The organism is Methylobacterium mesophilicum (assembly GCF_036441335.1).
Taxonomy (GTDB): domain Bacteria; phylum Pseudomonadota; class Alphaproteobacteria; order Rhizobiales; family Beijerinckiaceae; genus Methylobacterium; species Methylobacterium mesophilicum_B.
This window is the reverse complement of the sequence record NZ_MLBW01000015.1, coordinates 221,641-243,169: the sequence shown is the minus strand read 5'-3', so window position 1 is coordinate 243,169 and position 21,529 is coordinate 221,641. Positions and strand designations below refer to the sequence as shown.

At 72.4% G+C, this 21,529-nt stretch carries 22 protein-coding genes; 13 read left to right on the top strand and 9 right to left on the bottom strand.

The window, feature by feature from the left end; all coding sequences use genetic code 11:
• Positions 1 to 187: 187 nt before the first annotated feature.
• From MMR14E_RS10730 to pdxY, 3 genes are read right to left on the bottom strand one after another with little or no spacing between them, the layout of a single operon-like run.
• A complete protein-coding gene (locus MMR14E_RS10730; protein ID WP_331314131.1) occupies positions 188 to 934 on the bottom strand; it encodes an NUDIX hydrolase in 747 nt (248 codons plus the stop codon).
• Positions 927 to 1,811, bottom strand: coding sequence for a PhzF family phenazine biosynthesis protein (locus MMR14E_RS10725; protein WP_331314129.1), 885 nt, complete (start codon positions 1,809 to 1,811; stop codon positions 927 to 929). Before MMR14E_RS10725 ends, MMR14E_RS10730 begins: the two co-directional genes overlap by 8 nt.
• 56 nt (positions 1,812 to 1,867) lie before the next feature.
• The gene (gene pdxY / locus MMR14E_RS10720; protein ID WP_331314127.1) at positions 1,868 to 2,716 is read right to left on the bottom strand and encodes a pyridoxal kinase PdxY; all 849 of its coding nucleotides are present in this window, start codon (positions 2,714 to 2,716) and stop codon (positions 1,868 to 1,870) included.
• 136 nt (positions 2,717 to 2,852) lie between these two features.
• On the opposite strand from pdxY, the gene MMR14E_RS10715 reads away from it, so the two are divergent.
• The 4 genes from MMR14E_RS10715 to MMR14E_RS10700 all read left to right on the top strand — a co-directional run bounded on the left by MMR14E_RS10715 (position 2,853) and on the right by MMR14E_RS10700 (position 6,546).
• A complete protein-coding gene (locus MMR14E_RS10715) occupies positions 2,853 to 3,374 on the top strand; it encodes a DedA family protein (protein ID WP_056523547.1) in 522 nt (173 codons plus the stop codon).
• A 33-nt stretch (positions 3,375 to 3,407) separates the two neighbouring features.
• A complete protein-coding gene (locus tag MMR14E_RS10710; protein ID WP_331314125.1) occupies positions 3,408 to 4,184 on the top strand; it encodes a cobalamin-binding protein in 777 nt (258 codons plus the stop codon).
• Between the two features lie 115 nt (positions 4,185 to 4,299).
• A complete protein-coding gene (locus tag MMR14E_RS10705) occupies positions 4,300 to 4,812 on the top strand; it encodes an MmcB family DNA repair protein (RefSeq protein WP_331314123.1) in 513 nt (170 codons plus the stop codon).
• A 129-nt stretch (positions 4,813 to 4,941) separates the two neighbouring features.
• Positions 4,942 to 6,546 carry a Na+/H+ antiporter gene (locus tag MMR14E_RS10700; protein WP_331314121.1) on the top strand — a complete coding sequence of 535 codons (1,605 nt, stop codon included), beginning with the start codon at positions 4,942 to 4,944 and terminating at the stop codon, positions 6,544 to 6,546.
• 15 nt (positions 6,547 to 6,561) lie between these two features.
• Here the strand turns inward: MMR14E_RS10700 and MMR14E_RS10695 are convergent, their stop codons facing one another.
• Positions 6,562 to 6,840 carry a hypothetical protein gene (locus tag MMR14E_RS10695; protein ID WP_331314119.1) on the bottom strand — a complete coding sequence of 93 codons (279 nt, stop codon included), beginning with the start codon at positions 6,838 to 6,840 and terminating at the stop codon, positions 6,562 to 6,564.
• A gap of 149 nt (positions 6,841 to 6,989) precedes the next feature.
• A complete protein-coding gene (locus MMR14E_RS10690) occupies positions 6,990 to 7,439 on the bottom strand; it encodes a GNAT family N-acetyltransferase (protein ID WP_331314118.1) in 450 nt (149 codons plus the stop codon).
• A gap of 176 nt (positions 7,440 to 7,615) precedes the next feature.
• Here MMR14E_RS10690 and MMR14E_RS10685 point away from each other — a divergent pair, with 176 nt between their 5' ends.
• The 3 genes from MMR14E_RS10685 to glyS all read left to right on the top strand — a co-directional run bounded on the left by MMR14E_RS10685 (position 7,616) and on the right by glyS (position 11,374).
• On the top strand, positions 7,616 to 8,524 hold the full coding sequence (locus tag MMR14E_RS10685) for a glycine--tRNA ligase subunit alpha (RefSeq protein ID WP_331314116.1): 909 nt from the start codon (positions 7,616 to 7,618) through the stop codon (positions 8,522 to 8,524).
• A 254-nt stretch (positions 8,525 to 8,778) separates the two neighbouring features.
• Complete coding sequence (locus MMR14E_RS10680; RefSeq protein WP_331314114.1) at positions 8,779 to 9,222, top strand: DUF3828 domain-containing protein; 444 nt, start codon at positions 8,779 to 8,781, stop codon at positions 9,220 to 9,222.
• A gap of 52 nt (positions 9,223 to 9,274) precedes the next feature.
• A complete protein-coding gene (glyS, locus tag MMR14E_RS10675) occupies positions 9,275 to 11,374 on the top strand; it encodes a glycine--tRNA ligase subunit beta (protein WP_331314112.1) in 2,100 nt (699 codons plus the stop codon).
• A 102-nt stretch (positions 11,375 to 11,476) separates the two neighbouring features.
• Here the strand turns inward: glyS and MMR14E_RS10670 are convergent, their stop codons facing one another.
• Both MMR14E_RS10670 and MMR14E_RS10665 read right to left on the bottom strand, forming a co-directional pair.
• Positions 11,477 to 12,157: an aldolase gene (locus MMR14E_RS10670; protein ID WP_331314110.1), complete on the bottom strand. Its 681-nt coding sequence runs from the start codon at positions 12,155 to 12,157 to the stop codon at positions 11,477 to 11,479.
• On the bottom strand, positions 12,154 to 13,161 hold the full coding sequence (locus MMR14E_RS10665) for a LacI family DNA-binding transcriptional regulator (RefSeq protein WP_331314109.1): 1,008 nt from the start codon (positions 13,159 to 13,161) through the stop codon (positions 12,154 to 12,156). Before MMR14E_RS10665 ends, MMR14E_RS10670 begins: the two co-directional genes overlap by 4 nt.
• A gap of 307 nt (positions 13,162 to 13,468) precedes the next feature.
• Between MMR14E_RS10665 and MMR14E_RS10660 the strand changes: the two genes are divergently transcribed.
• From MMR14E_RS10660 to denD, 5 genes are all read left to right on the top strand, one after another.
• Positions 13,469 to 14,791: an MFS transporter gene (locus tag MMR14E_RS10660; RefSeq protein WP_331314108.1), complete on the top strand. Its 1,323-nt coding sequence runs from the start codon at positions 13,469 to 13,471 to the stop codon at positions 14,789 to 14,791.
• A 103-nt stretch (positions 14,792 to 14,894) separates the two neighbouring features.
• Entirely contained in the window at positions 14,895 to 15,728 is an 834-nt protein-coding gene (locus MMR14E_RS10655; protein ID WP_331314107.1) for an NAD-binding protein, read from the top strand.
• 12 nt (positions 15,729 to 15,740) lie between these two features.
• Positions 15,741 to 16,523 carry a 2-oxo-tetronate isomerase gene (gene otnI / locus MMR14E_RS10650; RefSeq protein ID WP_331314106.1) on the top strand — a complete coding sequence of 261 codons (783 nt, stop codon included), beginning with the start codon at positions 15,741 to 15,743 and terminating at the stop codon, positions 16,521 to 16,523.
• Complete coding sequence (gene otnK / locus MMR14E_RS10645) at positions 16,520 to 17,743, top strand: 3-oxo-tetronate kinase (RefSeq protein WP_331314104.1); 1,224 nt, start codon at positions 16,520 to 16,522, stop codon at positions 17,741 to 17,743. Before otnI ends, otnK begins: the two co-directional genes overlap by 4 nt.
• A gap of 122 nt (positions 17,744 to 17,865) precedes the next feature.
• Positions 17,866 to 18,843, top strand: a complete 978-nt coding sequence (denD, locus tag MMR14E_RS10640) for a D-erythronate dehydrogenase (RefSeq protein ID WP_331314102.1) — start codon at positions 17,866 to 17,868, stop codon at positions 18,841 to 18,843.
• Between the two features lie 3 nt (positions 18,844 to 18,846).
• Here the strand turns inward: denD and MMR14E_RS10635 are convergent, their stop codons facing one another.
• On the bottom strand, positions 18,847 to 19,248 hold the full coding sequence (locus MMR14E_RS10635) for a type II toxin-antitoxin system VapC family toxin (protein WP_331314099.1): 402 nt from the start codon (positions 19,246 to 19,248) through the stop codon (positions 18,847 to 18,849).
• Entirely contained in the window at positions 19,248 to 19,487 is a 240-nt protein-coding gene (locus MMR14E_RS10630) for a type II toxin-antitoxin system VapB family antitoxin (RefSeq protein WP_331314097.1), read from the bottom strand. Before MMR14E_RS10630 ends, MMR14E_RS10635 begins: the two co-directional genes overlap by 1 nt.
• 94 nt (positions 19,488 to 19,581) lie before the next feature.
• Here MMR14E_RS10630 and recQ point away from each other — a divergent pair, with 94 nt between their 5' ends.
• A complete protein-coding gene (recQ, locus tag MMR14E_RS10625; protein WP_331314096.1) occupies positions 19,582 to 21,423 on the top strand; it encodes a DNA helicase RecQ in 1,842 nt (613 codons plus the stop codon).
• Positions 21,424 to 21,529 lie beyond the last annotated feature (106 nt).

The following is a 21,529-nucleotide window of genomic DNA, read 5'->3' as shown; positions in this document are numbered from 1 at the left end:
AAAAAACGCGGGGTTTGACGACCGTCCCTAGCCCAGTTCGAGGCCGCTTCCGCGAAGCTCCGGTCCACGGCCCGCCCGACGTCGAGGGGCCGCGACAGGATGCCGTGCCGCGGCGCCCGGTCCGCCGCCTGCTGGACCTCCGCCACGACGCCCGCGTCGAGGGCGATCGGGCCGGTCCGCGCGCCGGTCAGCGGGTGGGCGGGAACGCGTCCGCCAGGTAGGCCCGCACGAAGCCCGGCATCCGCGCTGCGTCGATGTCCTCGCGGCCCCGCACCACGTGCATCCCGGCGAGTTCCGGCTCGGCCTCGGCGCGGAGATGGTCGGCGATCCGGGCCACGAGCCGCGCGGCCGGCTCGGGGAAGCGCACCGGCCGCAGGAAGGCGAGCTGGCCCTCCCCCTCCAGCAGCACCCAGTCCGTCTCGGCCCCGTCCGGCAGTGCGAGGCCGGTCTCCTCGGCGAGTTCACGGGCGGCGCTGCCGGTGAGGTCGACGCCCGCGCCGCGCACGTCGTCCGGATCCGGGGTGCCGCAGGGGAAGTAGAGCTGGCCGGCATTGGCCGTGTGGGCGCCCATCTCGCCGAGCAGGACGGCGCCGTCCGCCGTCCAGGGCACGATCGCCGCGAAGGCGTTGGCGATGCGGGCCTCGGCGCGGGGGCCATCGCGGTAGTAGGTGAAGGTCGCGTAGCGCGTCGCGAACAGGTCGAGGCGGGCGACCCCGTCGGCGACGGCGTGGTCGCAGCACAGCAGGACGGTCCCGTCGAACATGCCGGGGCTGCGGCGCAGCCGGGCCTGCCAGTGGGCCGCGATGGCGGCCGCGTGCGCCCGGGGGAAGGCCCAGTCGTGGTCCACGAACCGCGCCGCCACGTCCGCGACGCGGGTGATCCGGAAGCCGTCGGAGACGCCGTCCGATGAGCCGTCAGAGGAGCGTTCAGACATGCAGGGTGCCGTCCGACAGGATCACGGCGGCGCCGCCGATCTCGACGCCCTGCAGGGCGCCGGCCGCGATCGTGAGCTGGAGCGCGATGTCGCTCGGCCGTCCCATCGCCTCGCCCTGGCGGATCGCCACGTCGTGGCTGCCGTCGCCCAGCGCCTCGAACTGCATCAGCACCCCCGCGAAGGCGGAGGCCGCCGAGCCGGTGGCGGGATCCTCCGGGACGCCGACATTCGGCGCGAACATGCGGACGCGCCAGCTTTGGCCGGTGCCCTCGGGATCCGGGGTGTAGAGGTAGAGCCCGTCGGCCGGATCGGGTGCCTGGGCGGTCCGGGCGGCGTCGAGGGCGGCGACTGACGCGACCGGCACGCAGGTGAAGGTCGGCCCCACGCCGTGGCGGCTCGGGGCGTGCCGGCCGGTGCCGATGTCGCCGGGCTCGAGGCCCAGCAGCCGCGCCAGCGCGGCGGGATCGGGGCCGGGCCCGAGATAGTCCGGCAGGACCGGGAGCCGGAACCGGGCCCGTCCGCCGGTCCCGTCCGCCAGGGTCTCGACCACGCAGGGGACGATGCCGATCCCCTCCTCCAGGCCGAAGGCCCGGGCGTCGCCCCGGGTCGGGTCCTGCAGCGCCAGCAGCACGGCGGTGCCCACCGTCGGGTGCCCGGCGAAGGGCAGCTCCCGGGCGGGGGTGAAGATGCGCAGCGCCGCCCGATGCCGGGCCTCCGCGGGCGGGAGGACGAAGACCGTCTCCGACAGGTTGAACTCCCGCGCGATGGCCTGCATGGCGGCGGTGTCGAGCCCCTCCGCGTCGAGCACCACGGCGAGGGGATTGCCGGCGAGCCTCCGCTCGGTGAACACGTCGAGGGTGACGAAGCGGCGCGCCATCGTTTCGATCCTTGCTGCTCTCTGCGGATTTGAGCGAAGCGGTTTGCCGGGGGGCCTCAGACCGCCTCGACCGGAAACCGCGCGCTCGGGTTCACGTACTCCTCCTGCGCGGCCACCGTCAGGATCTCCCGCGACCCCGCCTCGGCGGTGCGCTTGAGCAGCCCGTAGATCGAGGCCGCCGCCGCGCCCAGCGCCGCCTCGGCCGAGCCGGTCCGGGCGTAGTGCACCAGGAACAGCGCCGCGATGCAGTCGCCGGCCCCGTTCACCGCGATGGCGAGCCGGGGCGTCCGGACCCGGAACAGCCGCCCCTCCGCGCCCGCCAGCAGGTCGATGCTGTCGGCGGGGGTGTCGGCGCAGAGCGCCGAGGTGACCAGGACCACCCGCGGCCCGCGCGCCCGGAGCGCCGCGATCGCGGCCCCGGCCTCCGCCAGGGTGCCGCTCGGCAGGCCGGTGAGGAGGCCGAGCTCGAACTGGTTGGGGGTGAGGATGTCGGCGGCCGGGACCGCGCGCTCGCGCAGGAAGGCCTCGATGCCGGGCCGCACGTAGACGCCCTCCTCGACGTCGCCGATCACCGGGTCGCAGCAGTAGAGCGCCCGCGGGTTCGCCGCCCGCACGGCATTCACCGCCTCCAGGATCGCGGCGCCGATCTCGGCCGAGCCCATGTAGCCCGACAGGACCGCGTCGCAGCCGCCCAGGACCCCGCGCTCGCCGATGCCGCGCACCACCTCGCGGATCATCGCCGCGTCGAAGACGGGGCCGCGCCACGCCCCGTAGCCGGTGTGGTTGGAGAACTGCACCGTGTGGACCGGCCAGACCTCGACCCCGAGTCGCTGCATCGGGAACACCGCCGAGGCGTTGCCGACATGGCCGTAGGCGACGTGGGACTGGATCGACAGGACGTTCAACGCGGGACTCGCTCGTTGTCCCGCTACGGTTAGCCGGTTCCGGCGCCGGCCGCACCCCTGTCCCTTGCCGCCCTCCCCCGCGCGCCTCAGATGGGACCGACCCTCCTCCCATCCGCCGAGCCCCGTTCGGAGCCCCATGGACATCGAAGCCCTGCGCACCTCGACCCTCGCCTTCGTGGAGGCGCACAAGGCCTGGACGCCGGTCATCGCGGGCGGCCTCGCCTTCTGCGAATCGATCGCCATCCTGTCGCTGTTCGTCCCGGCGACGGTGATCCTGGTGGGCATCGGGGCCCTCGTCGGCGGCGCCGACATCCCGTTCTGGCCGGTGGTGATCGCCGCGGCGCTGGGAGCCGCTCTCGGCGACTGGATCTCCTACGAGGCCGGGCGCTGGCTCGGGCCCGGGGCGAAGACCAAGTGGCCGCTGCGGCGCTACCCCGAGCTCATGGCCAAGGCCGAGGCTTTCATCGGCCGCTGGGGCATCGCCGCGGTGGCTCTGGGGCGCTTCTTCGGACCGGCCCGCGCCCTGGTCCCGCTCTTCGCCGGGATCCTCGGCCTGGCGCGGCTGCCGTTCCAGCTGGCCAACGTCGCCTCCGCCCTGGTCTGGGCCTTCGTGCTGCTGGCCCCCGGGGCCGGGCTGCTCACGTGGCTCGACCGATGAACTGGCTCGACCGATGATCCGGCCCCGCCGCTGATGCGCCGCTTCCCGCCCGAGCGGATCGTCTGCCTCACCGAGGAGACGGTCGAGACCCTGTACCTCCTGGGCGCGGAGGACAGGATCGTCGGCGTCTCGGGCTACGCGGTGCGCCCGCCCCGGGTCCGTCGGGAGAAGCCGCGCGTCTCCGCCTTCACCAGCGCGGACATCCCGAAGATCCTGGCGCTGGCGCCGGACCTCGTCCTGGCCTTCTCGGACCTCCAGGCCGGCATCGTCGCCGACCTCGCCCGCGCGGGCGTGGCGGTTCACCTGTTCAACCAGCGCGACGTGGCGGGCTGCCTCGCCATGGTGCGGACGCTCGGCGCCCTCGTGGGCCTGCCGGAGCGGGCCGGGACCCTGGCGGCGGGCTTCGAGGCGCGGCTGGCCGCGGCCGCCGAGACGGTGCGGGACCGGCCGCCCCCGCGCGTCTACTTCGAGGAGTGGGACGCGCCGATGATCTCCGGCATCGGCTGGGTCTCGGACCTGATCGGCCTCGCCGGCGGCCGCGACGTCTTCCCGGAACTGAGCCGCCAGCCGGCCGCGAAGGACCGGATCGTCACCGCCGAGCAGGTGATCGCGGCCGCGCCCGACGTGATCCTCGCCTCGTGGTGCGGCAAGCGGGTCAATGTCGAGCGGATCCGGTCCCGGCCCGGCTGGGCGGCGATCCCGGCGGTGCGCGACGGGCGCATCCACGAGATCAAGTCGCCGCTGATCCTGCAGCCCGGCCCGGCCGCCCTCACCGACGGGTTCGACGCGATCCGGGCCTGCCTCGGGTGATCGCCCCGGGGTGATGCGTGGGGCGCTGCCGCGCCGCAGGTGACGGACCGGGCGCGACTTGGCAGGATGTCCCGATTCGGTACAGACGCACCCACAGACGCATCCCCCGAGCTCGATGTCCGCTTCCCTCAGCCTCCCCGATTCCGCGCCCCCGTCCGTCGAGGCGCTGCTGCCGCCCGACCGGCGGCAATCGCCCACGGCCCTGCGCATCCAGCGCGGCGTGCGCCGGCTGTTCTCGGAGATGGGCTGCGTCACCCTGCCGGAATTCTCCCTCGTCAACGGCCGCCGCGCCGACGTGATCGCGCTCTGCGGCGCCGGCAAGCTCACCATCGTGGAGATCAAGTCGAGCGTGGCCGATTTCCGCGCCGACCGGAAATGGCCGGATTACCGCGACTTCTGCGACCGGTTCTTCTTCGCCATCCCCGAGGACGTGCCCGAGTCGCTGATCCCGGAGGAGTGCGGCCTGATCGTCGCCGACGCCTACGGGGCCGGGATCCTGCGCGAGCCGCCCGAGCACCCGCTGAGCGGCGCCCGCCGCAAGGCCGTGACGCTGCGCTTCGCCCACAGCGCCGCGCGCATCCTGCACGCGCTGGCCGATCCGGGTGCCGTGCGGGAAGGGGCGCTGTAGGTCGCTGACCGCACCGCGATCCTCGGCGGCCCCTCGATGGCCCCGCGGCGGACGCGGTATTCATCCGGCCTGGAAACGTCCTAGAACGGCCGCGCTTGCCGGAGTTCCGGCGCCGGGCCCGATCCATCGATGACAGCCGTCGCCCTGTTCGAACTGATCCTCGGCCTCCTCGGCGCGGCCCTGCTGCTGTCGCTGGCGGCCGGGCGCCTCGGCTTCCCGCCGGCCGCCGCCCTCGTCGTCGGCGGCATGGCGCTGGCGGTGGTGCCGGGGCTGCCGGCCTTCGATCTCGACCCGGACCTGATCATGGTCCTGTTCCTGCCGCCGCTCCTGCTGGAATCCGCCTACTTCACCGTCTGGCGCGACTTCCGGGCGAGCCTCGGCCCGATCCTGTCCCTGTCCCTCGGCGCGGTCCTGTTCACGACCCTGGTGGTCGGTCTCGTCGCCCACGCGGTGGTGCCGTCCCTGCCCTGGGCCGCCTGCTTCGCGCTGGGCGCCATCGTGTCGCCGCCGGACGCGGTCGCCGCCAAGGCGGTGCTGGCCCGCGTCGCCCTGCCCCGCCGGATGATCACGGTCCTGGAGGGCGAGAGCCTCGTGAACGACGCCTCGGGCCTCGTGCTCTACCGGTTCGCGGTGGCGGCGGCGCTCACCGGCACCTTCAGCGCCTGGGCGGCGGCCGGCAGCTTCGCGTGGCTCGCGGCGGCGGGCGTCGCGGTCGGGGTCGCCTGCGGGGTGGCGGTGACCCTGGTGATGCGGCGCATGCACGACGCCAACGCCATCACGGTGCTGAGTTTCCTCGCCGCCTACGTGGCCTACCTCGCGGCCGAGGAGATCCACGCCTCCGGCGTCCTGGCCGTGGTCGCCTGCGGCCTGATGATGGGCGGTCGGGAGCACGAGACCTTCGACGCCCATGCCCGCCGCCACTCCGTGGCGGTGTGGGAATTCGTGGTCTTCGTGCTGGAGGCCCTGGTCTTCGTGCTGATCGGGCTGGCGCTCCGCGGCGTGCTCGCCCGGACCGGCGGCCAGCCGGGGGCGCTCGCGGCGGAGCTGCCGCTGGCGCTCGCCGTCACGGCGACCTGCGTCGTCGCCCGCCTGCTCTGGGTGTTCCCCGCCGTCTACCTCCGGCGGCTGCTGTCGCCGCGGGTCCGCGCGCAGGAGCCTTCCCCGAACCCGGCCGTGCCGCTGATCGTCGGGTGGGCCGGCATGCGCGGGGTCGTGACCCTGGCGGCCGCCCTGGCCCTGCCGGTGGATTTCCCCGGCCGCGACGCGATCCTGGTGGCGGCCTTCGCGGTGATCCTGTTCACCGTGCTGGTGCAGGGCACGACCCTGGGGCCGCTGATCCGCGGCCTCCGCCTCGACCCCGCGTCGCGCCTCCCCGACGGCCACCTCGACGCGCCGATGGCCCGCGTCGTCGTGAACGAGGCCGGGCTCGCCGCCCTTCAGGGCCTCGTGTTCCCCGAGACCGGCGCGCTGCAGCACCCGCGCCTCGTGGAGGAGTACCGCCGCCGGGTGCGGGCGGCCTCGCGCGACCGCGACGAGCGCACGGCGCTGGCGGCCGAGAAGACCGAACACTTCGCCGCCGCGCTGCTCGCCGTGCGCTCAGGCCGGTCGGCCCTGATCGACCTGCACCGGCAGAACCGGATCCACAGCTCGGTTCTGCGGCAGCTGGAGACGGAGATCGACTTGGAGGAACTCCATCTCAAGCGCCTGGCCGGGACCGCGCCGGCCCACGGCTGAGTCGGGGCGCGGTCCTCAGTGGGCCGCGCAGCCGTCCGCCGACTGGCCGTAGCCGCTGTAGACCACCCGGACCTTACGCAGGCAGCTTCCCTCAGCCTTCGGCGCGGCCGCCACGGGGGCGACCTCCACAGGCTCGACCCGCAGAGTCGCGGTCACCGGCTGGTCCTCGGAGGTGGCGAGCGCGCGGCTGGCGCTCATCACGAAGGGCGTGGCGGCCAGCGACGAGATGGCGAGCGCGGCGAAGACGGCGATGTTCTTGCGGCCGAAGCTGGTGCGGGTGCGAGCATTGTACATGACGGGTCGTCCGACGTTCTGTATTCGGCAGCGCTGAGGTGCCGAGATCCCCTGTTGCGCTGATAACTTGGCCGTCAGCTCGGCGGTTCCGGTTTATTGCCCAAAAACCGCCACGCTTGGGTGTCCCGGCGCACGTGGGGCGCCGGCGCTCAGAAGATCCTGCGGTACTGCACGAAACCCGACTTCTCGGCGATCCGGTCGTAGAGCTGCATCGCGTCCACGTTGGTCTCGTGCGTCAGCCAGTGGACGCGGGAGCAGCCGGCGGCCTGCGCGGCCGCGTAGACGTGCTCGATCAGCCGACGGCCGATCCCGAGCCCGCGCGTGCCGTCCGCCACGAACAGGTCCTGGAGGTAGCAGTAGTCGCCGATCGTCCAGGCCGAGCGGTGGCGGATGTGGTGGACGAGGCCGACCGCCTCGGCGCCGCGCCACGCCAGGGCGCCATCCACCGGCTCGGCCGGATCGTTGAGGCGCTGCCAGGTCGTGTCGGTGACGGCGTTCGACAGGTCGACCTTGTAGAAGGCCTGGTAGCCCTGCCAGAGCGGCAGCCACGCGTCCCGGTCGCCGGGCCCGATCGGGCGGATCGCGAGGCTGTCGTCCATGATTCGCTCCGTGTCTCTCCGCCGGGTGTCTCTCCGCCGGGACGGCGGGATCGGACCACCATCCGGTCCGGGCAGGCAAGCCCGGCCGCGCCCTCTGCTTGCACCCCCGGCCGCCCGCACCTAAACCGGCCCGCCGACGGCCCCAGCCGCCGCGCGATCCCGAGCCGCCGAGACCGATGTCCCAGACAAAATCCTTCCAGGGTCTGATCCTGACGCTTCAGGAATTCTGGGCGGCGCAGGGCTGCGTGATCCTCCAGCCCTACGACATGGAGGTCGGTGCCGGCACGTTCCATCCGGCCACGACCCTGCGGGCGCTCGGCCCGAAGCCCTGGAAGGCGGCCTACGTCCAGCCCTCGCGCCGGCCCAAGGACGGCCGCTACGGCGAGAACCCCAACCGGCTCCAGCACTATTACCAGTTCCAGGTGATCCTGAAGCCGAACCCGCCGAACCTGCAGGAGCTCTACCTCGCCTCGCTCGCCGCCATCGGCGTCGACCTGAAGCTCCACGACATCCGCTTCGTCGAGGACGACTGGGAGAGCCCGACGCTCGGTGCCTGGGGTCTCGGCTGGGAGTGCTGGTGCGACGGGATGGAGGTGAGCCAGTTCACCTATTTCCAGCAGGTGGCGGGCTTCGAGTGCGCGCCGGTGGCGGGCGAGCTGACCTACGGGCTGGAGCGGCTCGCCATGTACGTCCAGGGTGTCGAGAACGTCTACGACCTCGACTTCAACGGCGCCGGGGGCGCCGACCGGATCACCTACGGGGACGTGTTCCTGCAGGCCGAGCAGGAATATTCCCGCCACAACTTCGAGGCGGCCGACACCGCGATGCTGTTCCGCCAGTTCACCGACGCGGAGGCCGCCTGCCGGTCCTACCTCGCGGCGGGCGCGCCGGGCGCGGAGGGGGAGCGCCACCGCATGGCGCAGCCGGCCTACGACCAGTGCATCAAGGCGAGCCACGTGTTCAACCTGCTCGACGCGCGCGGCGTGATCTCGGTGACGGAGCGCCAGAGCTACATCCTGCGCGTGCGCGAGCTGGCCAAGGCCTGCGGCGCGGCGTGGTTGAGGACCGCCGCCGGGGGGGCGTGAGGTCGGCGCTTGCGCTCGGCCAGACGGCTGCGGATGACGCAGTTCGGAGTGCCCGGTGGCGCCGCCGTCCTTGCGAGCGCAGCGAAGKAATCCAGGGTCGCTCCTCGCTGCCAGACGTGCCGACACCCTGGGTCACTTCGCTGCGCTCGCGATGACGGAGCGGAGCCCCATCGCGGAGCCCCTTGCCCCCTCGCGCGTTGCAACCCCCGCCAACCGGCGCGCCTCGGCGCGTCCGCAGACGCGGGACATGCCCAATGAAGAAGACGATCCTCGCCCTCAGCCTCCTCGGATTCGGCCTCGCCCCCGCGCTGGCGGCCGATCCCGGGCCCGAGGCCACGGTGAAGAAGCTCTACGCCGAGCCGCACCCGAATCACTCCTCCGTGTACTCGAAGCGCCTGCAGGGCCTGTTCGACGCCGACGCGAAGCAGGCCAACGGCGCCACCGGCAACCTCGACTTCGACTACCGCCTGAACGGCGAGCCCCTGAAGCCCGACACGGTGAAGAACCTGACCTTCAAGGAGGCCACCGAGGGCAAGGACCAGGCGAAGGTCACCGTCGAGCGCAGGGGCGGCAACGGCGCCAACGTCATCGTGTACGACCTCGTGCGCGAGGACGGCGGCTGGAAGGTCTCCGACGCCCACGCGATCGGCGACCGCAAGTGGCAGCTCTCGACCATCCTCAAGGGCGAGTCGCGCTGAGCCCCGCGCGCCGACCCTCGACAGGGGTGCGGCGCGGCGATATGGCCGCCCCATGCCCGACCTCCTGCTCGAACTCCGCTCGGAAGAGATCCCCGCCCGCATGCAGCGGCGCGCGGCGGAGGATCTCAAGAAGCTCGTCACCGACGCCCTCGTGGCGCGCGGCTTCCTGTACGAGGGCGCCCGGGCGTTCTCGACGCCGCGCCGCTTGGCGCTGCACATCGCCGGCCTGCCCGCCCGGGGCGAGGCCGTGCGCGAGGAGCGCCGCGGCCCGCGGGTCGGCGCGCCCGAGGCGGCCGTCCAGGGCTTCCTGAAGGGCGCGGGGCTGACGAGCCTCGATCAGGCCACGACCGTCACCGACCCGAAGAAGGGCGCGTTCTACCTCGCGGTGATCGAGCGCCCGGGCCGCGAGACTCTGGACGTGCTGGCCGAACTCCTGCCCGAGATCGTCAAGAGCTTCCCCTGGCCGAAATCCATGCGCTGGGGCGCGGCCTCGGCCGAGCCGGGCTCCCTGCGCTGGGTGCGCCCGCTGCAGTCGATCGTCGCGACCTTCGGGCCGGAGACCGAGACGCCGGAAACAGTGCCCTTCTCGGTCGGCGGAATCGCGGCCGGCACCGTGACCTACGGCCACCGCTTCCTCGCCCCCGAGGCGATCGAGGTGCGCCGGTTCGACGATTACATCCAGGCGCTGGAGCGGGCGAAGGTCGTCCTCGACCCCGAGCGGCGCAAGGACGTGATCCTGCACGATGCCCGCGACCTCGCCTTCGCGAGCGGCCTCGACCTCGTGGAGGACGAGGGCCTGCTGGACGAGGTGTCGGGCCTCGTGGAATGGCCGGTGGTGCTGATGGGCTCGTTCGACGCGAGCTTCCTCGACATCCCCGCCGAGGCGATCCGGGCGACGATCCGGGCCAACCAGAAGTGCTTCGTGCTGCGGAAGAGCGGCTCGGAGGACCTGGCGCCGGCCTTCATCCTGGTCTCGAACCTCGTCGCCACCGACGGCGGCCAGGCGATCACCGCCGGCAACGAGCGGGTGGTGCGGGCGCGCCTCTCGGACGCGAAGTTCTTCTGGGAGACCGACAAGGCCACCCGCCTGGAAGATAGGCTGCCCAAGCTCGACAGCATCGTGTTCCACGAGAAGCTCGGCACGCAGGGCGAGCGGATCGCCCGCATCGCCGCTCTGGCAAAGGGCCTCGCGCCGCTGGTCGGCGCCGACCCGGCCCTCGCCGAGCGCGCCGCCCGCCTCGCCAAGGCCGACCTCGTCACCGAGATGGTCGGCGAGTTCCCCGAGCTCCAGGGCCTGATGGGCCGGAAATACGCGGCGCTCCAGGGCGAGCCCGACAGCGTCTGCGCCGCCATCGAGGAGCACTACAAGCCGCTCGGCCCCTCCGACCGGGTGCCGACCGATCCGGTCTCCATCGCGGTGGCGCTCGCCGACAAGCTCGACACGCTGGCGGGCTTCTGGGCGATCGACGAGAAGCCCACGGGGAGCAAGGACCCGTTCGCCCTGCGCCGGGCGGCTCTCGGCGTGATCCGCCTGATCCTCGACCGCGGCCTGCGCCTGCGCCTGCTGGAGCAGGCCGGCGCGGCGGATCGCGGCCTCGCCGGTCGGGCCGGCGCCGATGCGCGGGACCTCCTCGGCTTCCTCGCCGACCGCTTGAAGGTCTATCTCCGCGACCAGGGCGCCCGCCACGACCTGATCGACGCCGTCTTCGCCCTGCCCGGCCAGGACGACCTGCTGATGGTGGTCCGCCGCGTCGAAGCCCTCGGGCAGTTCCTCGACACTGAGGACGGGAAGAACCTGCTCGCGGGCTACAAGCGCGCGGCCAACATCCTGCGGATCGAGGAGAAGAAGGACGGCCGCGCCTACGATTCCGCACCCGACGCCGCGCTGGCCGCCGCGGGTGAGCCGGCCGAGCGGGCGCTGGCCGAGGCCCTCGCGAAGGCGCGGGAGACCGCCTCGGCCGCCGTCGCTCGCGAGGATTTCTCAGGCGCCATGCAGGCGCTCTCGACGCTGCGCGCGCCGGTCGACGCGTTCTTCCAGGACGTGACCGTCAACGCGCCCGATCCGAAGCTCCGTGAGAACCGCTTGGCTCTGCTCAACGCGCTGCGCGCCGCGACGCGGGAGGTGGCGGAGTTCGCGAAGATCGAGGGGTGAGGCGGAGATTTCCCCGCGGACGACCGGCTTCGGATCGGAGCGCGTCCCCTCCCCCGCGCGGGAGAGGGGCGCGTCGCGCCCTGCACCGGCCCCTGAAGTCCCTCACCCGTGATCGTGCCCGGCATGGTCGTCCGGCTCCGGCAGGGTCAGGCCGAAATGGCTCACCAGATCGGCCACCTGCCCGGGGCTCAGCGGCCGCGGGTTGAGATTGCGCAGGAGCAGGTAGAGCTTGGCGGTCTCCTCCAACTCCTCGGTGGCGAAGACCGCGCCCTCCAGGCTGTCGCCGGCCACCACCGGGCCGTGATTGGCGAGCAGCACCGAGCTGTACTTCCCCGCGAGGCCCCGGATCGCGTCCGCCACGGCCGGATCGCCCGGGCGATAGTAGGGCACGAGCGCCGTGCCGCCGGTGCGCATCAGGTAGTACGGCGTCAGCGGCGGCAGCACCTGCCGCGGGTCGATCTCCGGCAGCATCGAGACCGCCACCGCGTGGGTCGAGTGCAGGTGGACGATGGCCTTCGCCTCGCTCCGGCTCTCGTAGAGCGCGCCGTGCAGCGGGATCTCCTTGGTCGGCTTATCCCCCGAGACCAGGCGGCCGTTCTGATCCAGCCGCGAGATCCGTGCCGGGTCGAGGAAGCCGAGCGACGCGTTGGTCGGCGTCACCAGCCAGCCGCCGTCGGGCAGGCGCAGCGAGATGTTGCCGGAGGAGCCCGGCGTCAGGCCCCGCTCGAACAGCGAGCGGCCGTAGCGGCAGATCTCCTCGCGCAGCCGGCTCTCGTCGCTCATGCGGTCGCTCCCTCGATCAGCTCGAATCCGAGATCGATGCGTCTCGGGCCTTCTCCGGTCAGGCAGGCGGCGGCCTGCCGGCCGATCTCCAGGCGCGGCGTGCGCACCGTCGACAGGGGCTGGGGCATCGCCGCCGCGAAGTCGAGCCCGTTGAAGCCGAACAGCGCGAGCCGCCCCGGCACCGACAGCCCCGCCGACAGGCAGGCGAAGTAGCCGCCGAGCGCCATGTCGTCGTTGGAGAAGTAGACCGCGTCGAGATCGGGCACGCGCGCCAGCAGCGCCTCAAGCCCGGCCCGGCCCGAGGCCGGCGAGGACGGTCCGGTCCGGATTTCCTTGCCGTAGAGCGCCAGCCCCGACTCCCCGAGCGCGGCCTCGAACCCGGCGAGCCGCTTGCCCGCGCGCAGGTCGACCGCGAGGTCGTGGCCGAGATAGGCGATCCGCCGGTAGCCGCGCGCGACGAGGTGGCGGGCGCTCGCCGCCCCCACGGCCCGGTTGGAGAAGCCGACCACGGCGTCGATCCCCTCCCCGTCCGTGTCGATCATCTCGACGACGCGCACGCCCCCGGCCTTCGCCAGGGCGACGGTGCCGGGATTGTGCTCCAGCCCGGTGAGCAGCAGCGCCGCCGGCCGCCAGGACAGGAGCGCGGCGGCCAGCGCCTCCTCCCGGTCCGGGTCGTAGTCGCTGACCCCGATCACGCAGGGGATGCCCTCGGCGTCGAGGGCGGCGGTGAGGCCGCGCAGGAGGTCGGGAAAGACCACGTTGGCGAGCGACGGGATGACGACGCCGACGAGCCGCGCGCTCGCGCCCTGGCCGGCGAGGCTTCCGGCGAGGCGATTCGGCACGTAGCCGAGCCGGGCGACCGCCTCCGCCACCCGCTCGCCGGCGCGCTTGGAGTAGGAGCCGTGGTTGCGCAGGACCCGCGAGACCGTGCTCTCGCCGACCCCGGCCTCGCGGGCGACGTCGGTGAGGGTGACGAGCCGCCCAGGCGGCTGGATGTCGTCCATGGCCCCGCTCTCCCGGCGCGGTTTCTTTTCATGATGCCCGTCGAAAGTCCCAGCCTCCTTCCGTCATCCTGAGGCGACCGCGAAGCGGGCCCGAAGGAGGCCGCCGCCGCGCTGCGGCGCCTCGGGATAGGGCGAGGAATGGGAAGACCGTCCGCGGCGATCCACGACTGACATAGCGACCTGCATTATCTCACACAACCGGATTGGCAGCGCTGCCAAAAGGCGATATGGCACCGCCCCAGCGCCGCCCGACGAGCGGTGAAGACCAATGTCCGGCGGCCGTGAGGCCCGGACCAGGGAGTACGCCATGCCGGTCCAAGCTGCCCCGCTGGGGGGCGCCTCCGCAGCCGCGGACCAGAAATCCTTCGCCGACCGCACCTACGCGAAGGTGTTCTGGCGCCTCGTGCCGTTCCTGATGCTCTGCTACGTGGTGGCGTATCTCGACCGGGTGAATGTCGGCTTCGCCAAGCTCCAGATGTCCCAGGAGCTGAAGTTCTCCGAGACGGTCTACGGCCTCGGCGCCGGCATCTTCTTCCTCGGCTACTTCCTGTTCGAGGTGCCCTCGAACGTGATCCTGCACCGGGTCGGCGCCCGGGTCTGGATCGCCCGGATCATGATCACCTGGGGGGTGATCTCCGGGGCGTTCCTGTTCGTGAACTCCGAGTGGAGCTTCTACGGGATGCGCTTCCTGCTCGGCCTCGCCGAGGCCGGGTTCTACCCGGGCGTCATCCTCTACACGACCTCGTGGTTCCCGGCCCACCGCCGGGCCCGGGTGATCGCGGTCTTCATGGCGGCGATCCCGATCTCCGGCATCTTCGGCAACCCGCTCTCCGGCTGGATCATGGACGCGTTCAACGGCGCCCACGGCCTGTCCGGCTGGCAGTGGATGTTCCTGATCGAGGCGGTCCCGGCGGTGCTGATCGGCCTCGCGGTGTTCCTCTACCTCGACAACCGCCCCGCCGAGGCCAAGTGGCTCACCGACGCCGAGAAGCAGCTCCTTGAGCGCGACATCGCGGCCGACAACCAGGGCAAGGAATCGAGCCCGCACTCCATCGCCACCGTGTTCCGCAACGGGCGCGTGTGGTTCATGAGCCTGATCTACTTCGCCTTCGTCACCGGCCAGTACGGCCTGACCTTCTGGATGCCGACGATCGTCAAGGCGTCGGGCGTGCAGGGCAACTTCAACATCGGCCTGATCAGCGCGATCCCGTTCGTCTGCGCGGCGATCGTGATGGTCCTGCTCGGCCTCTCCGCCGACCGGATGCGCGAGCGCCGCTGGCACCTGATCATCCCGGCGCTGATCGGCGCCGCCGGCTTCGTGGTCTCGGCCAATGCCGGGTCGACGACGCTCGCCGTCGCGGCGCTCTCGGTGGCGGCGGCCGGCGTGCTGACCTGCTCGCCCCTGTTCTGGTCGCTGCCGACGGCGTTCCTGAGCGGCGCGGGGGCGGCCGCCGGGATCGCGCTGATCAACTCGGTGGGGAACCTCGCGGGCTTCGCCAGCCCCTACGTGATCGGCGCGCTGCGCGACGCCACCGGCAGCACCGCCACGGGCCTCTACGCGCTGGCCGCGATGCTGGTGGTCGGCGCGGTCTGCGTGTTCGTGACACCGGCTCGGATGGTCAACCGCTGACCTTCGGTCCGACCGCAACCTGCCCCCTCTCCCGTACGGGAGAGGGGCCCCGCGCCTCACGCGGTGATGCCGAGGCGCCCATCCAGTCCCGCAGGAGCCCCCGATGACCAACGCAACACCCCGCGCCGCGGTGATCGGCCTGGGCTCCATGGGCTCGGGCATGGCCGGCTCGCTCCTGCGGGCAGGCTTTTCCGTCGCCGCCTGCGACGTGAACCCGGAGGCGGTGGCGCGCTTCGCCACCGCCGGCGGCCGGGCCGCCGCGAACCCCGCCGATGCGGCGCGGGACGCCGACGTGGTGGTGAGCGTCGTCGTCAACGCCGCCCAGACCGAGGCGGTCCTGTTCGGCGAGACCGGTGCCGCCGCCGCGATGCCGGAGGGCGCGGTGTTCGGCTCCTCCGCCACCATNGGCGGCGCCGCCCGCGCGGCCGAGGGCGGCCTGACCTTCCTGGCCTCGGGCTCGGCGGCGGCCTTCGCGAAGGCGCGGCCCGCCCTCGATGCCATGGCGGGCACGCTCTACGAGCTCGGCGACGCGGCCGGCCAGGGCGCGGCCTTCAAGATGATCAACCAGTTGCTCGCGGGCGTCCACATCGCCGCCGCCGCCGAGGCGATGGCCTTCGCGGCCAAGCAGGGGCTCGACCTCCGGCGCGTCTACGAGGTGATCACCAAGTCGGCCGGCAATTCGTGGATGTTCGAGAACCGGGTGCCGCACATCCTCGACGCCGATTACAGCCCGAAGAGCGCGGTCGACATCTTCGTCAAGGATCTCGGCATCGTGCAGGACATGGCCCGGGCCGAGAAGTACCCGGTCCCGGTGGCGGCGGCGGCGCTGCAGATGTTCCTGATGGCGTCGGGCGCCGGCATGGGCCGGGACGACGATGCCTCGGTGGCGCGGCTCTATGCCCAGGTGTCGGGCGCGAAGCTGCCCGAGAAAGCGTGAGGGGACGGAACCATGCCGCGCTTCGCCGCCAACCTGAGCCTGATGTTCAACGAGGTGCCGTTCCTCGACCGATTCGAGGCCGCGGCCCGAGCCGGGTTCGACGCCGTCGAGTTCCTGTTCCCCTACGAGCATCCACCGGAAGCCATCGGCGCGCGTCTTCGGGTGAACGGCCTGACCCAGGCGCTGTTCAACCTGCCGCCGGGAGATTTTTCAAAGGGTGAGCGTGGCTTGGCCGCGTTTCCTGAGCGGTTCGATGAATTGAAGGCGGGGGTCGACACGGCGCTCCGCTACGCCGAGGCGACCGGCGTCGGCCGGCTCCACCTCATGGCGGGCCTCGCCCCCTGGGACGATCCGAAGGCAATCGAAGCCTACCGCCGGGCGGTGACCTGGACGGCGGAGCGGCTGGCGCCGGCCGGCCTCGACCTCGTCCTGGAGCCGATCAACGGCCGCAACATGCCGGGCTACTTCCTCAACGATTTCGGCCGGGCCGCCGACCTGATCCGCGACCTCGCCCTGCCGAACCTGAAGCTCCAGTTCGATCTCTACCACTGCCAGATCCTGCACGGCGACGTGACCGTGCGGCTGCGGGCCCTGATGCCGATCATCGGCCATGTCCAGACCGCGAGCGTGCCCGAGCGGCACGAGCCCGGCACCGGCGAGATGAACGATGCCTTCCTGTTCGACGAGCTGGATCGGCTCGGCTACGCCGGCTTCGTCGGCTGCGAGTACATCCCGGCCGCCGACACCGTCGCGGGCCTCGGCTGGCTCGCCGCCTATAGAGGAAACGCCCGATGAGCCTCGCCCTGGGATGCGTCGCCGACGACTACACGGGCGCCTCGGACCTCGCCAACACCCTGACCAAGGCGGGCCTGCGCACGATCCAGACCATCGGCGTGCCTGAGGCGGGCCGGACCCTGCCGGAGGCCGACGCGGTGGTGGTGGCCCTCAAGAGCCGCTCGATTCCCGCGGATCAGGCCGTGGCGCGCTCCCGCGAGGCTGAGGCGTGGCTGCGGGCCCGAGGCGCGGCCCACGTGATGTTCAAGGTCTGCTCGACCTTCGACTCGACCGATGCGGGCAATATCGGCCCGGTCATGGACGCCCTGCGGGCCGACGCGGGCGAGACCATCGCGCTGGTCACCCCGGCGTTCCCGGAGACGGGGCGGAGCGTCTACCAGGGCAACCTGTTCGTCGGTTCGGTGCCGCTGAACGAGAGCCCGCTCAAGGACCACCCGCTCAACCCGATGCGCGACGCCAACCTCGTGCGCGTGCTCGGGCGCCAGAGCCGGAGTCCGGTCGGCCTGATCGACACCGCCACGGTCGCCCGGGGCGCGGAGGCCGTGGCTGCCCGCCTCGACGCCCTCGCGCAGGAGGGCAAGGGCGCCGCCATCGCGGACGCGATCTTCGACAGCGACCTCGAGGTGCTCGGCCGGGCGATCCTCGACCGCAAATTCTCGGTGGGGGCCTCCGGTCTCGGCCTCGGCCTCGCGCGGGCGCTCGCGGCCGACGGGCGCGGCACCAGGGACGCCGCCGGCGCGGCTGTGTGCGAGCCGGTGGGCGGCGCCTCGGCCTGCCTCGCCGGCAGCTGCTCGCAGGCGACCCTCCAGCAGGTCGCCGCCGCGGAGGCGATCATGCCGGTGCTGCGCCTCGACCCGGCGCGGCTGCTGGCGGGCGAGGACGTGGTCGCCGAGGCCCTGGCCTTCGCGGAGGCGCGCCTGCCCTCCGGCCCGGTGCTGATCGCCACTTCGGCNGGCCATGCCATCGAGGCGGCTCTGGCGGCGATCGCCGAGGGCCTCGTCGCCCGCGGGGTGCGCCGTCTCGTGGTCGCCGGCGGCGAGACCTCCGGCGCGGTGGTCGACCGGCTGGGCCTCACGGCCTTCCTGCTCGGGCCGGAGATCGCCGCGGGCGTGCCGGTCCTGCGCACGGCGGGCCGGCCCGAGCCGATGCTGCTCGCCCTCAAATCCGGCAATTTCGGCGGCGCCGACTTCTTCGGCCGCGCCCTCGACATGATGGCCTGAGCATCGCCCCGAGAGGTGGCGTCCGGCATTCAGAACAGGATGATGCGGCACCAACGACTGAGAGCATCGCCCCGGTCCCGGGGGGATGCTCTGAAACCGCACAACCCGACGGGAGGTTTTCCATGCACGCCCTGATTCTCGGCGCCGCCGGCATGATCGGCCGCCGCCTCGTGGACGCCCTGGTGAGGGACGGCCGGGTCGGCGGGCAGCCGCTCACCGCCCTCACGCTGCTCGACGTGGTGCCGCCGTCGGCGCCCGAGGGCTTCTCCGGCCCGGTGCGGGCCGAGGCCGCCGACCTCACGGCGCCCGGCGCCGCCGAGGCCGCCATCGCCGAGCGGCCGGGGGTGATCTTCCACCTCGCCGCCGTGGTCTCGGGCGAGGCCGAGGCCAACCTCGAGCTGGGCTACCGGGTCAATCTCGACGGCACGCGCCTGCTCCTCGACGCGATCCGGGCGGCCAGCGCGGCGGATGGCTACCGGCCGAAGCTGGTCTTCACCTCCTCGCTGGCGGTGTTCGGGCCGCCCTTCCCCAAGGTCATCCCGGACGACCACATCCTGCGCCCGGCCTCCTCGTACGGGGTCCAGAAGGCCATGGGCGAGCTGATGCTCGCCGACTACGCCCGCCGCGGCTTCCTCGACGGGATCGGCCTGCGGCTGCCGACGATCTGCGTGCGGCCGGGCAAGCCCAACAAGGCGGCCTCGGGCTTCTTCTCGGGGATCATCCGCGAGCCGCTCGCCGGCCAGGAGGCGATCCTGCCGGTGCCCGACACGGTCCGGCACTGGTTCGCCAGCCCCGCGGCGGCGGTGGGCTTCCTCACCCACGCGGCCGGGCTCGACCTCGCGGCGATCGGCCCCCGGATCAGCCTGACCATGCCGGGCGTCTCGGCGACGGTGACGGAGGAGATCGAGGCCCTGCGGCGCGCGGCGGGCGACAAGGCCGTGGCGCTGATCCGGCGCGAACCCGACGCCACCATCGCGCGGATCGTCGGCTCCTGGCCGGAAGCGTTCGAGCCGGAGGCCGCCCTGGCCCTGGGCTTCCGGGCGGACGCATCCTTCGACGCGATCGTCGCCCAGCACGTGGCCGAGTTCCACGGCGGCTGAGGCTCAGCCGAGGACCGAGCGGATGTCGGTCTGCGAGAAATCGTCGCCGACGGAGAGCAGCGGCACGCCGTGCGCCCGCGCGCAGGCATAGGCAAAGCAATCGCCGAGGTTCAGCCGCGCCGGGTGGCGGCCCTTGCCGTAGCGGGCATGGGCCGCGACGGCGAGCCGCGCCTCCGCGTCTGCGATGGGGACCCGCCTGACGCCAGTGGCGTTCAGAAAATCGTCCACGATCTCTCCGGCGACTTCGGGTGGGACGGCCTTGAGCCGGGCAATGGCGAGCACCGCCTCATAGACCGCCACACCGCTCGTGAGCCGCACCGGACTGTCGCGCAACCGATCCAACAGCGCACGATGTCCTGGCTCGCCGGCGACGATCACCACGATGGCGGACGCGTCGACGAACATCACTCGTCGTTCAGGCTGTCGTAGAACGCCTTGTCGGCCTTGAGCCCCGTTGACGGGTAGGACGCGAGCCTTTCCTGGATCTGCGTGACCCGCTCTAGGAAGGTCTCGCGCTCCGCGTCTCGCCGCGCCAGCTCGTTCGCGAGCGCGAGTCGCACCGCCTCGGTCTTGCTCACGCCGGCCCGCGATGCCAGCTTCTCGGCGAGCCGATTCACCTCTTCGCTGCGGATGTTGAGCGGCATGGCGGCCCCCGTGTAGACACAGGAGGCTAGTGTCTACACACCGTTGCCGCAAGTTGGCCGCCGCAAGACGGCTCGACCGTCCCAAAGGATCCCGATGACCCGCCTCGACGAGGCCCGTGCCGCGCTGAAGAAGACGTTCGGCTACGAGGATTTCCGCCCCGGCCAGGACGAGGTGATCGGCGCGGTGCTCGACGGGACCGACGTGTTCGCCGTGATGCCCACGGGTTCGGGCAAGTCGATGACCTACCAGCTCCCCGCTCTGGTCGACCCGGGGCTGACCGTGGTGGTCTCGCCGCTGATCGCGCTGATGCACGATCAGGTCCAGCAGATGCGCAGCGTCGGCATCCACGCAGCGACGCTGAACTCGACGGTGTCGGATACCGAGTCCCGCGAGACCTGGCGCAGCCTGCGCTCGGGCGACCTGCGGCTGCTGTTCGTCTCTCCCGAGCGTCTGCTGATGGACGGCTGCATGGACGCCCTGCGCGGCGCCGGCGTCCGGCGGCTCGCCGTCGACGAGGCCCACTGCGTCTCGCAGTGGGGCCACGATTTCCGGCCGGAGTACCGTGAGATCGCCCGCGCCCGGACGGCGCTGGGCAACGTCCAGACCCTGGCGCTCACCGCCACCGCCGACGCCGCGACCCGCGCCGAGATCGCCGAGCGCCTGTTCCCGCAGGACCGGCCCCCGAAGATCTTCGTCCACTCCTTCGACCGGCCGAACATCCGGCTGACCTTCCAGCCCAAGGACAACCCGGCCCGGCAGATCGAGCGGTTCCTGAAGCACCGAAGGGCGGAGAGCGGGATCATCTACTGCTCGTCGCGCAAGCGCACCGAGCAGCTTGCCGAGACCCTCCGGAAGGACGGCTTCGACGCCCTGCCCTACCATGCCGGCCTCGACCAGGCGACGCGGATGGCGAACCAGGACCGGTTCCTGCAGGAGGACGGGGTGGTGATGACCGCCACCGTCGCGTTCGGCATGGGCATCAACAAGCCGGACGTCCGCTTCGTCTGCCACGCCGACATGCCCAACAACGTCGAGGGCTACTATCAGGAGATCGGCCGCGCCGGCCGCGACGGGCTGCCGGCCGACACGCTGACCCTCTACGGCCTCGACGACATGGCGCTCCGCCGCCGCCAGATCGACGAGAAGGAGATCTCGGACGAGCGCCGCCGGGTCGAGCGGCGCAAGCTCGAGGCGATGATCACCCTGTGCGAGGGCGCCACCTGCCGCCGCCAGTCGCTGCTCGCCTATTTCGGCGAGTCGAGCGGTGCTTGCGGCCGCTGCGACCTGTGCCGCGGCGGCGTCACCCTCGTGGACGGGACGGTCCCGGCCCAGAAGATCCTGTCGGCGATCGTGCGCACGGGCCAGCGCTTCGGCGCGGCCTACATCTGCGACGTGGTCCACGGGAAGGAGAGCGAGCAGATCCGCCGCAACGGCCACGCGGGCCTCAAGACTTTCGGGGTCGGGGCCGACAAGCCGGTGGCGGCGTGGCGGGCGATCCTGCGCCAGCTCTTCGCGGCCGGGGCGATCGCCGAGAACGCCGACGGTTACGGCGGCCTGTCCATGACCGAGAAGGGCGAGGCGATCCTGTTCGGCCGGGAGCCGGTCCAGCTCCGCCCCGATCCGGAGCCGAAGGCCGAGTCCCGCGAGCGCCGCCGGGCCGCGGCCCGCGAGGACGGGGAGATCGCCCTCTCGGAGGCCGACGAGGCTCTGTTCCAGCACCTGCGCGGCCTGCGCGCCACGCTGGCCCGGGCCGAGGGCATCGCGGCCTTCATGGTCTTCCCGGACCGGACCCTCATCGAGATGGCCCGCCAGAAGCCCGTGGACCTCTGGGCGCTCCGCACCGTGCACGGCGTCGGCGAGCGCAAGCGCGAGGCCTACGGCGACAAGTTCGTGGCCGCGATCGCCGATTTTCTGGCCCATCCGCCGGCGGCGTGACCGGCACCCATACACGGCCAGCATTGCCGGCGTATTGCAACGCGGTGGCGGAACGCACTAATCCGTCACCGTCGCCGCGCGCGGCCCGGTCCGGGGCGCGCATCGG

What these genes read in the sequence shown, in the direction of transcription:
- MMR14E_RS10730 (WP_331314131.1), bottom strand. Translation starts at nt 934, where the DNA reads ATGTCTGAACGCTCCTCTGACGGCTCATCGGACGGCGTCTCCGACGGC.
- MMR14E_RS10725 (WP_331314129.1), bottom strand. Translation starts at nt 1,811, where the DNA reads ATGGCGCGCCGCTTCGTCACCCTCGACGTGTTCACCGAGCGGAGGCTC.
- MMR14E_RS10715 (WP_056523547.1), top strand. Translation starts at nt 2,853, where the DNA reads ATGGACATCGAAGCCCTGCGCACCTCGACCCTCGCCTTCGTGGAGGCG.
- MMR14E_RS10710 (WP_331314125.1), top strand. Translation starts at nt 3,408, where the DNA reads ATGCGCCGCTTCCCGCCCGAGCGGATCGTCTGCCTCACCGAGGAGACG.
- MMR14E_RS10705 (WP_331314123.1), top strand. Translation starts at nt 4,300, where the DNA reads ATGTCCGCTTCCCTCAGCCTCCCCGATTCCGCGCCCCCGTCCGTCGAG.
- MMR14E_RS10700 (WP_331314121.1), top strand. Translation starts at nt 4,942, where the DNA reads ATGACAGCCGTCGCCCTGTTCGAACTGATCCTCGGCCTCCTCGGCGCG.
- MMR14E_RS10695 (WP_331314119.1), bottom strand. Translation starts at nt 6,840, where the DNA reads ATGTACAATGCTCGCACCCGCACCAGCTTCGGCCGCAAGAACATCGCC.
- MMR14E_RS10690 (WP_331314118.1), bottom strand. Translation starts at nt 7,439, where the DNA reads ATGGACGACAGCCTCGCGATCCGCCCGATCGGGCCCGGCGACCGGGAC.
- MMR14E_RS10685 (WP_331314116.1), top strand. Translation starts at nt 7,616, where the DNA reads ATGTCCCAGACAAAATCCTTCCAGGGTCTGATCCTGACGCTTCAGGAA.
- MMR14E_RS10680 (WP_331314114.1), top strand. Translation starts at nt 8,779, where the DNA reads ATGAAGAAGACGATCCTCGCCCTCAGCCTCCTCGGATTCGGCCTCGCC.
- glyS (WP_331314112.1), top strand. Translation starts at nt 9,275, where the DNA reads ATGCCCGACCTCCTGCTCGAACTCCGCTCGGAAGAGATCCCCGCCCGC.
- MMR14E_RS10670 (WP_331314110.1), bottom strand. Translation starts at nt 12,157, where the DNA reads ATGAGCGACGAGAGCCGGCTGCGCGAGGAGATCTGCCGCTACGGCCGC.
- MMR14E_RS10665 (WP_331314109.1), bottom strand. Translation starts at nt 13,161, where the DNA reads ATGGACGACATCCAGCCGCCTGGGCGGCTCGTCACCCTCACCGACGTC.
- MMR14E_RS10660 (WP_331314108.1), top strand. Translation starts at nt 13,469, where the DNA reads ATGCCGGTCCAAGCTGCCCCGCTGGGGGGCGCCTCCGCAGCCGCGGAC.
- otnI (WP_331314106.1), top strand. Translation starts at nt 15,741, where the DNA reads ATGCCGCGCTTCGCCGCCAACCTGAGCCTGATGTTCAACGAGGTGCCG.
- denD (WP_331314102.1), top strand. Translation starts at nt 17,866, where the DNA reads ATGCACGCCCTGATTCTCGGCGCCGCCGGCATGATCGGCCGCCGCCTC.
- MMR14E_RS10635 (WP_331314099.1), bottom strand. Translation starts at nt 19,248, where the DNA reads ATGTTCGTCGACGCGTCCGCCATCGTGGTGATCGTCGCCGGCGAGCCA.
- MMR14E_RS10630 (WP_331314097.1), bottom strand. Translation starts at nt 19,487, where the DNA reads ATGCCGCTCAACATCCGCAGCGAAGAGGTGAATCGGCTCGCCGAGAAG.
- recQ (WP_331314096.1), top strand. Translation starts at nt 19,582, where the DNA reads ATGACCCGCCTCGACGAGGCCCGTGCCGCGCTGAAGAAGACGTTCGGC.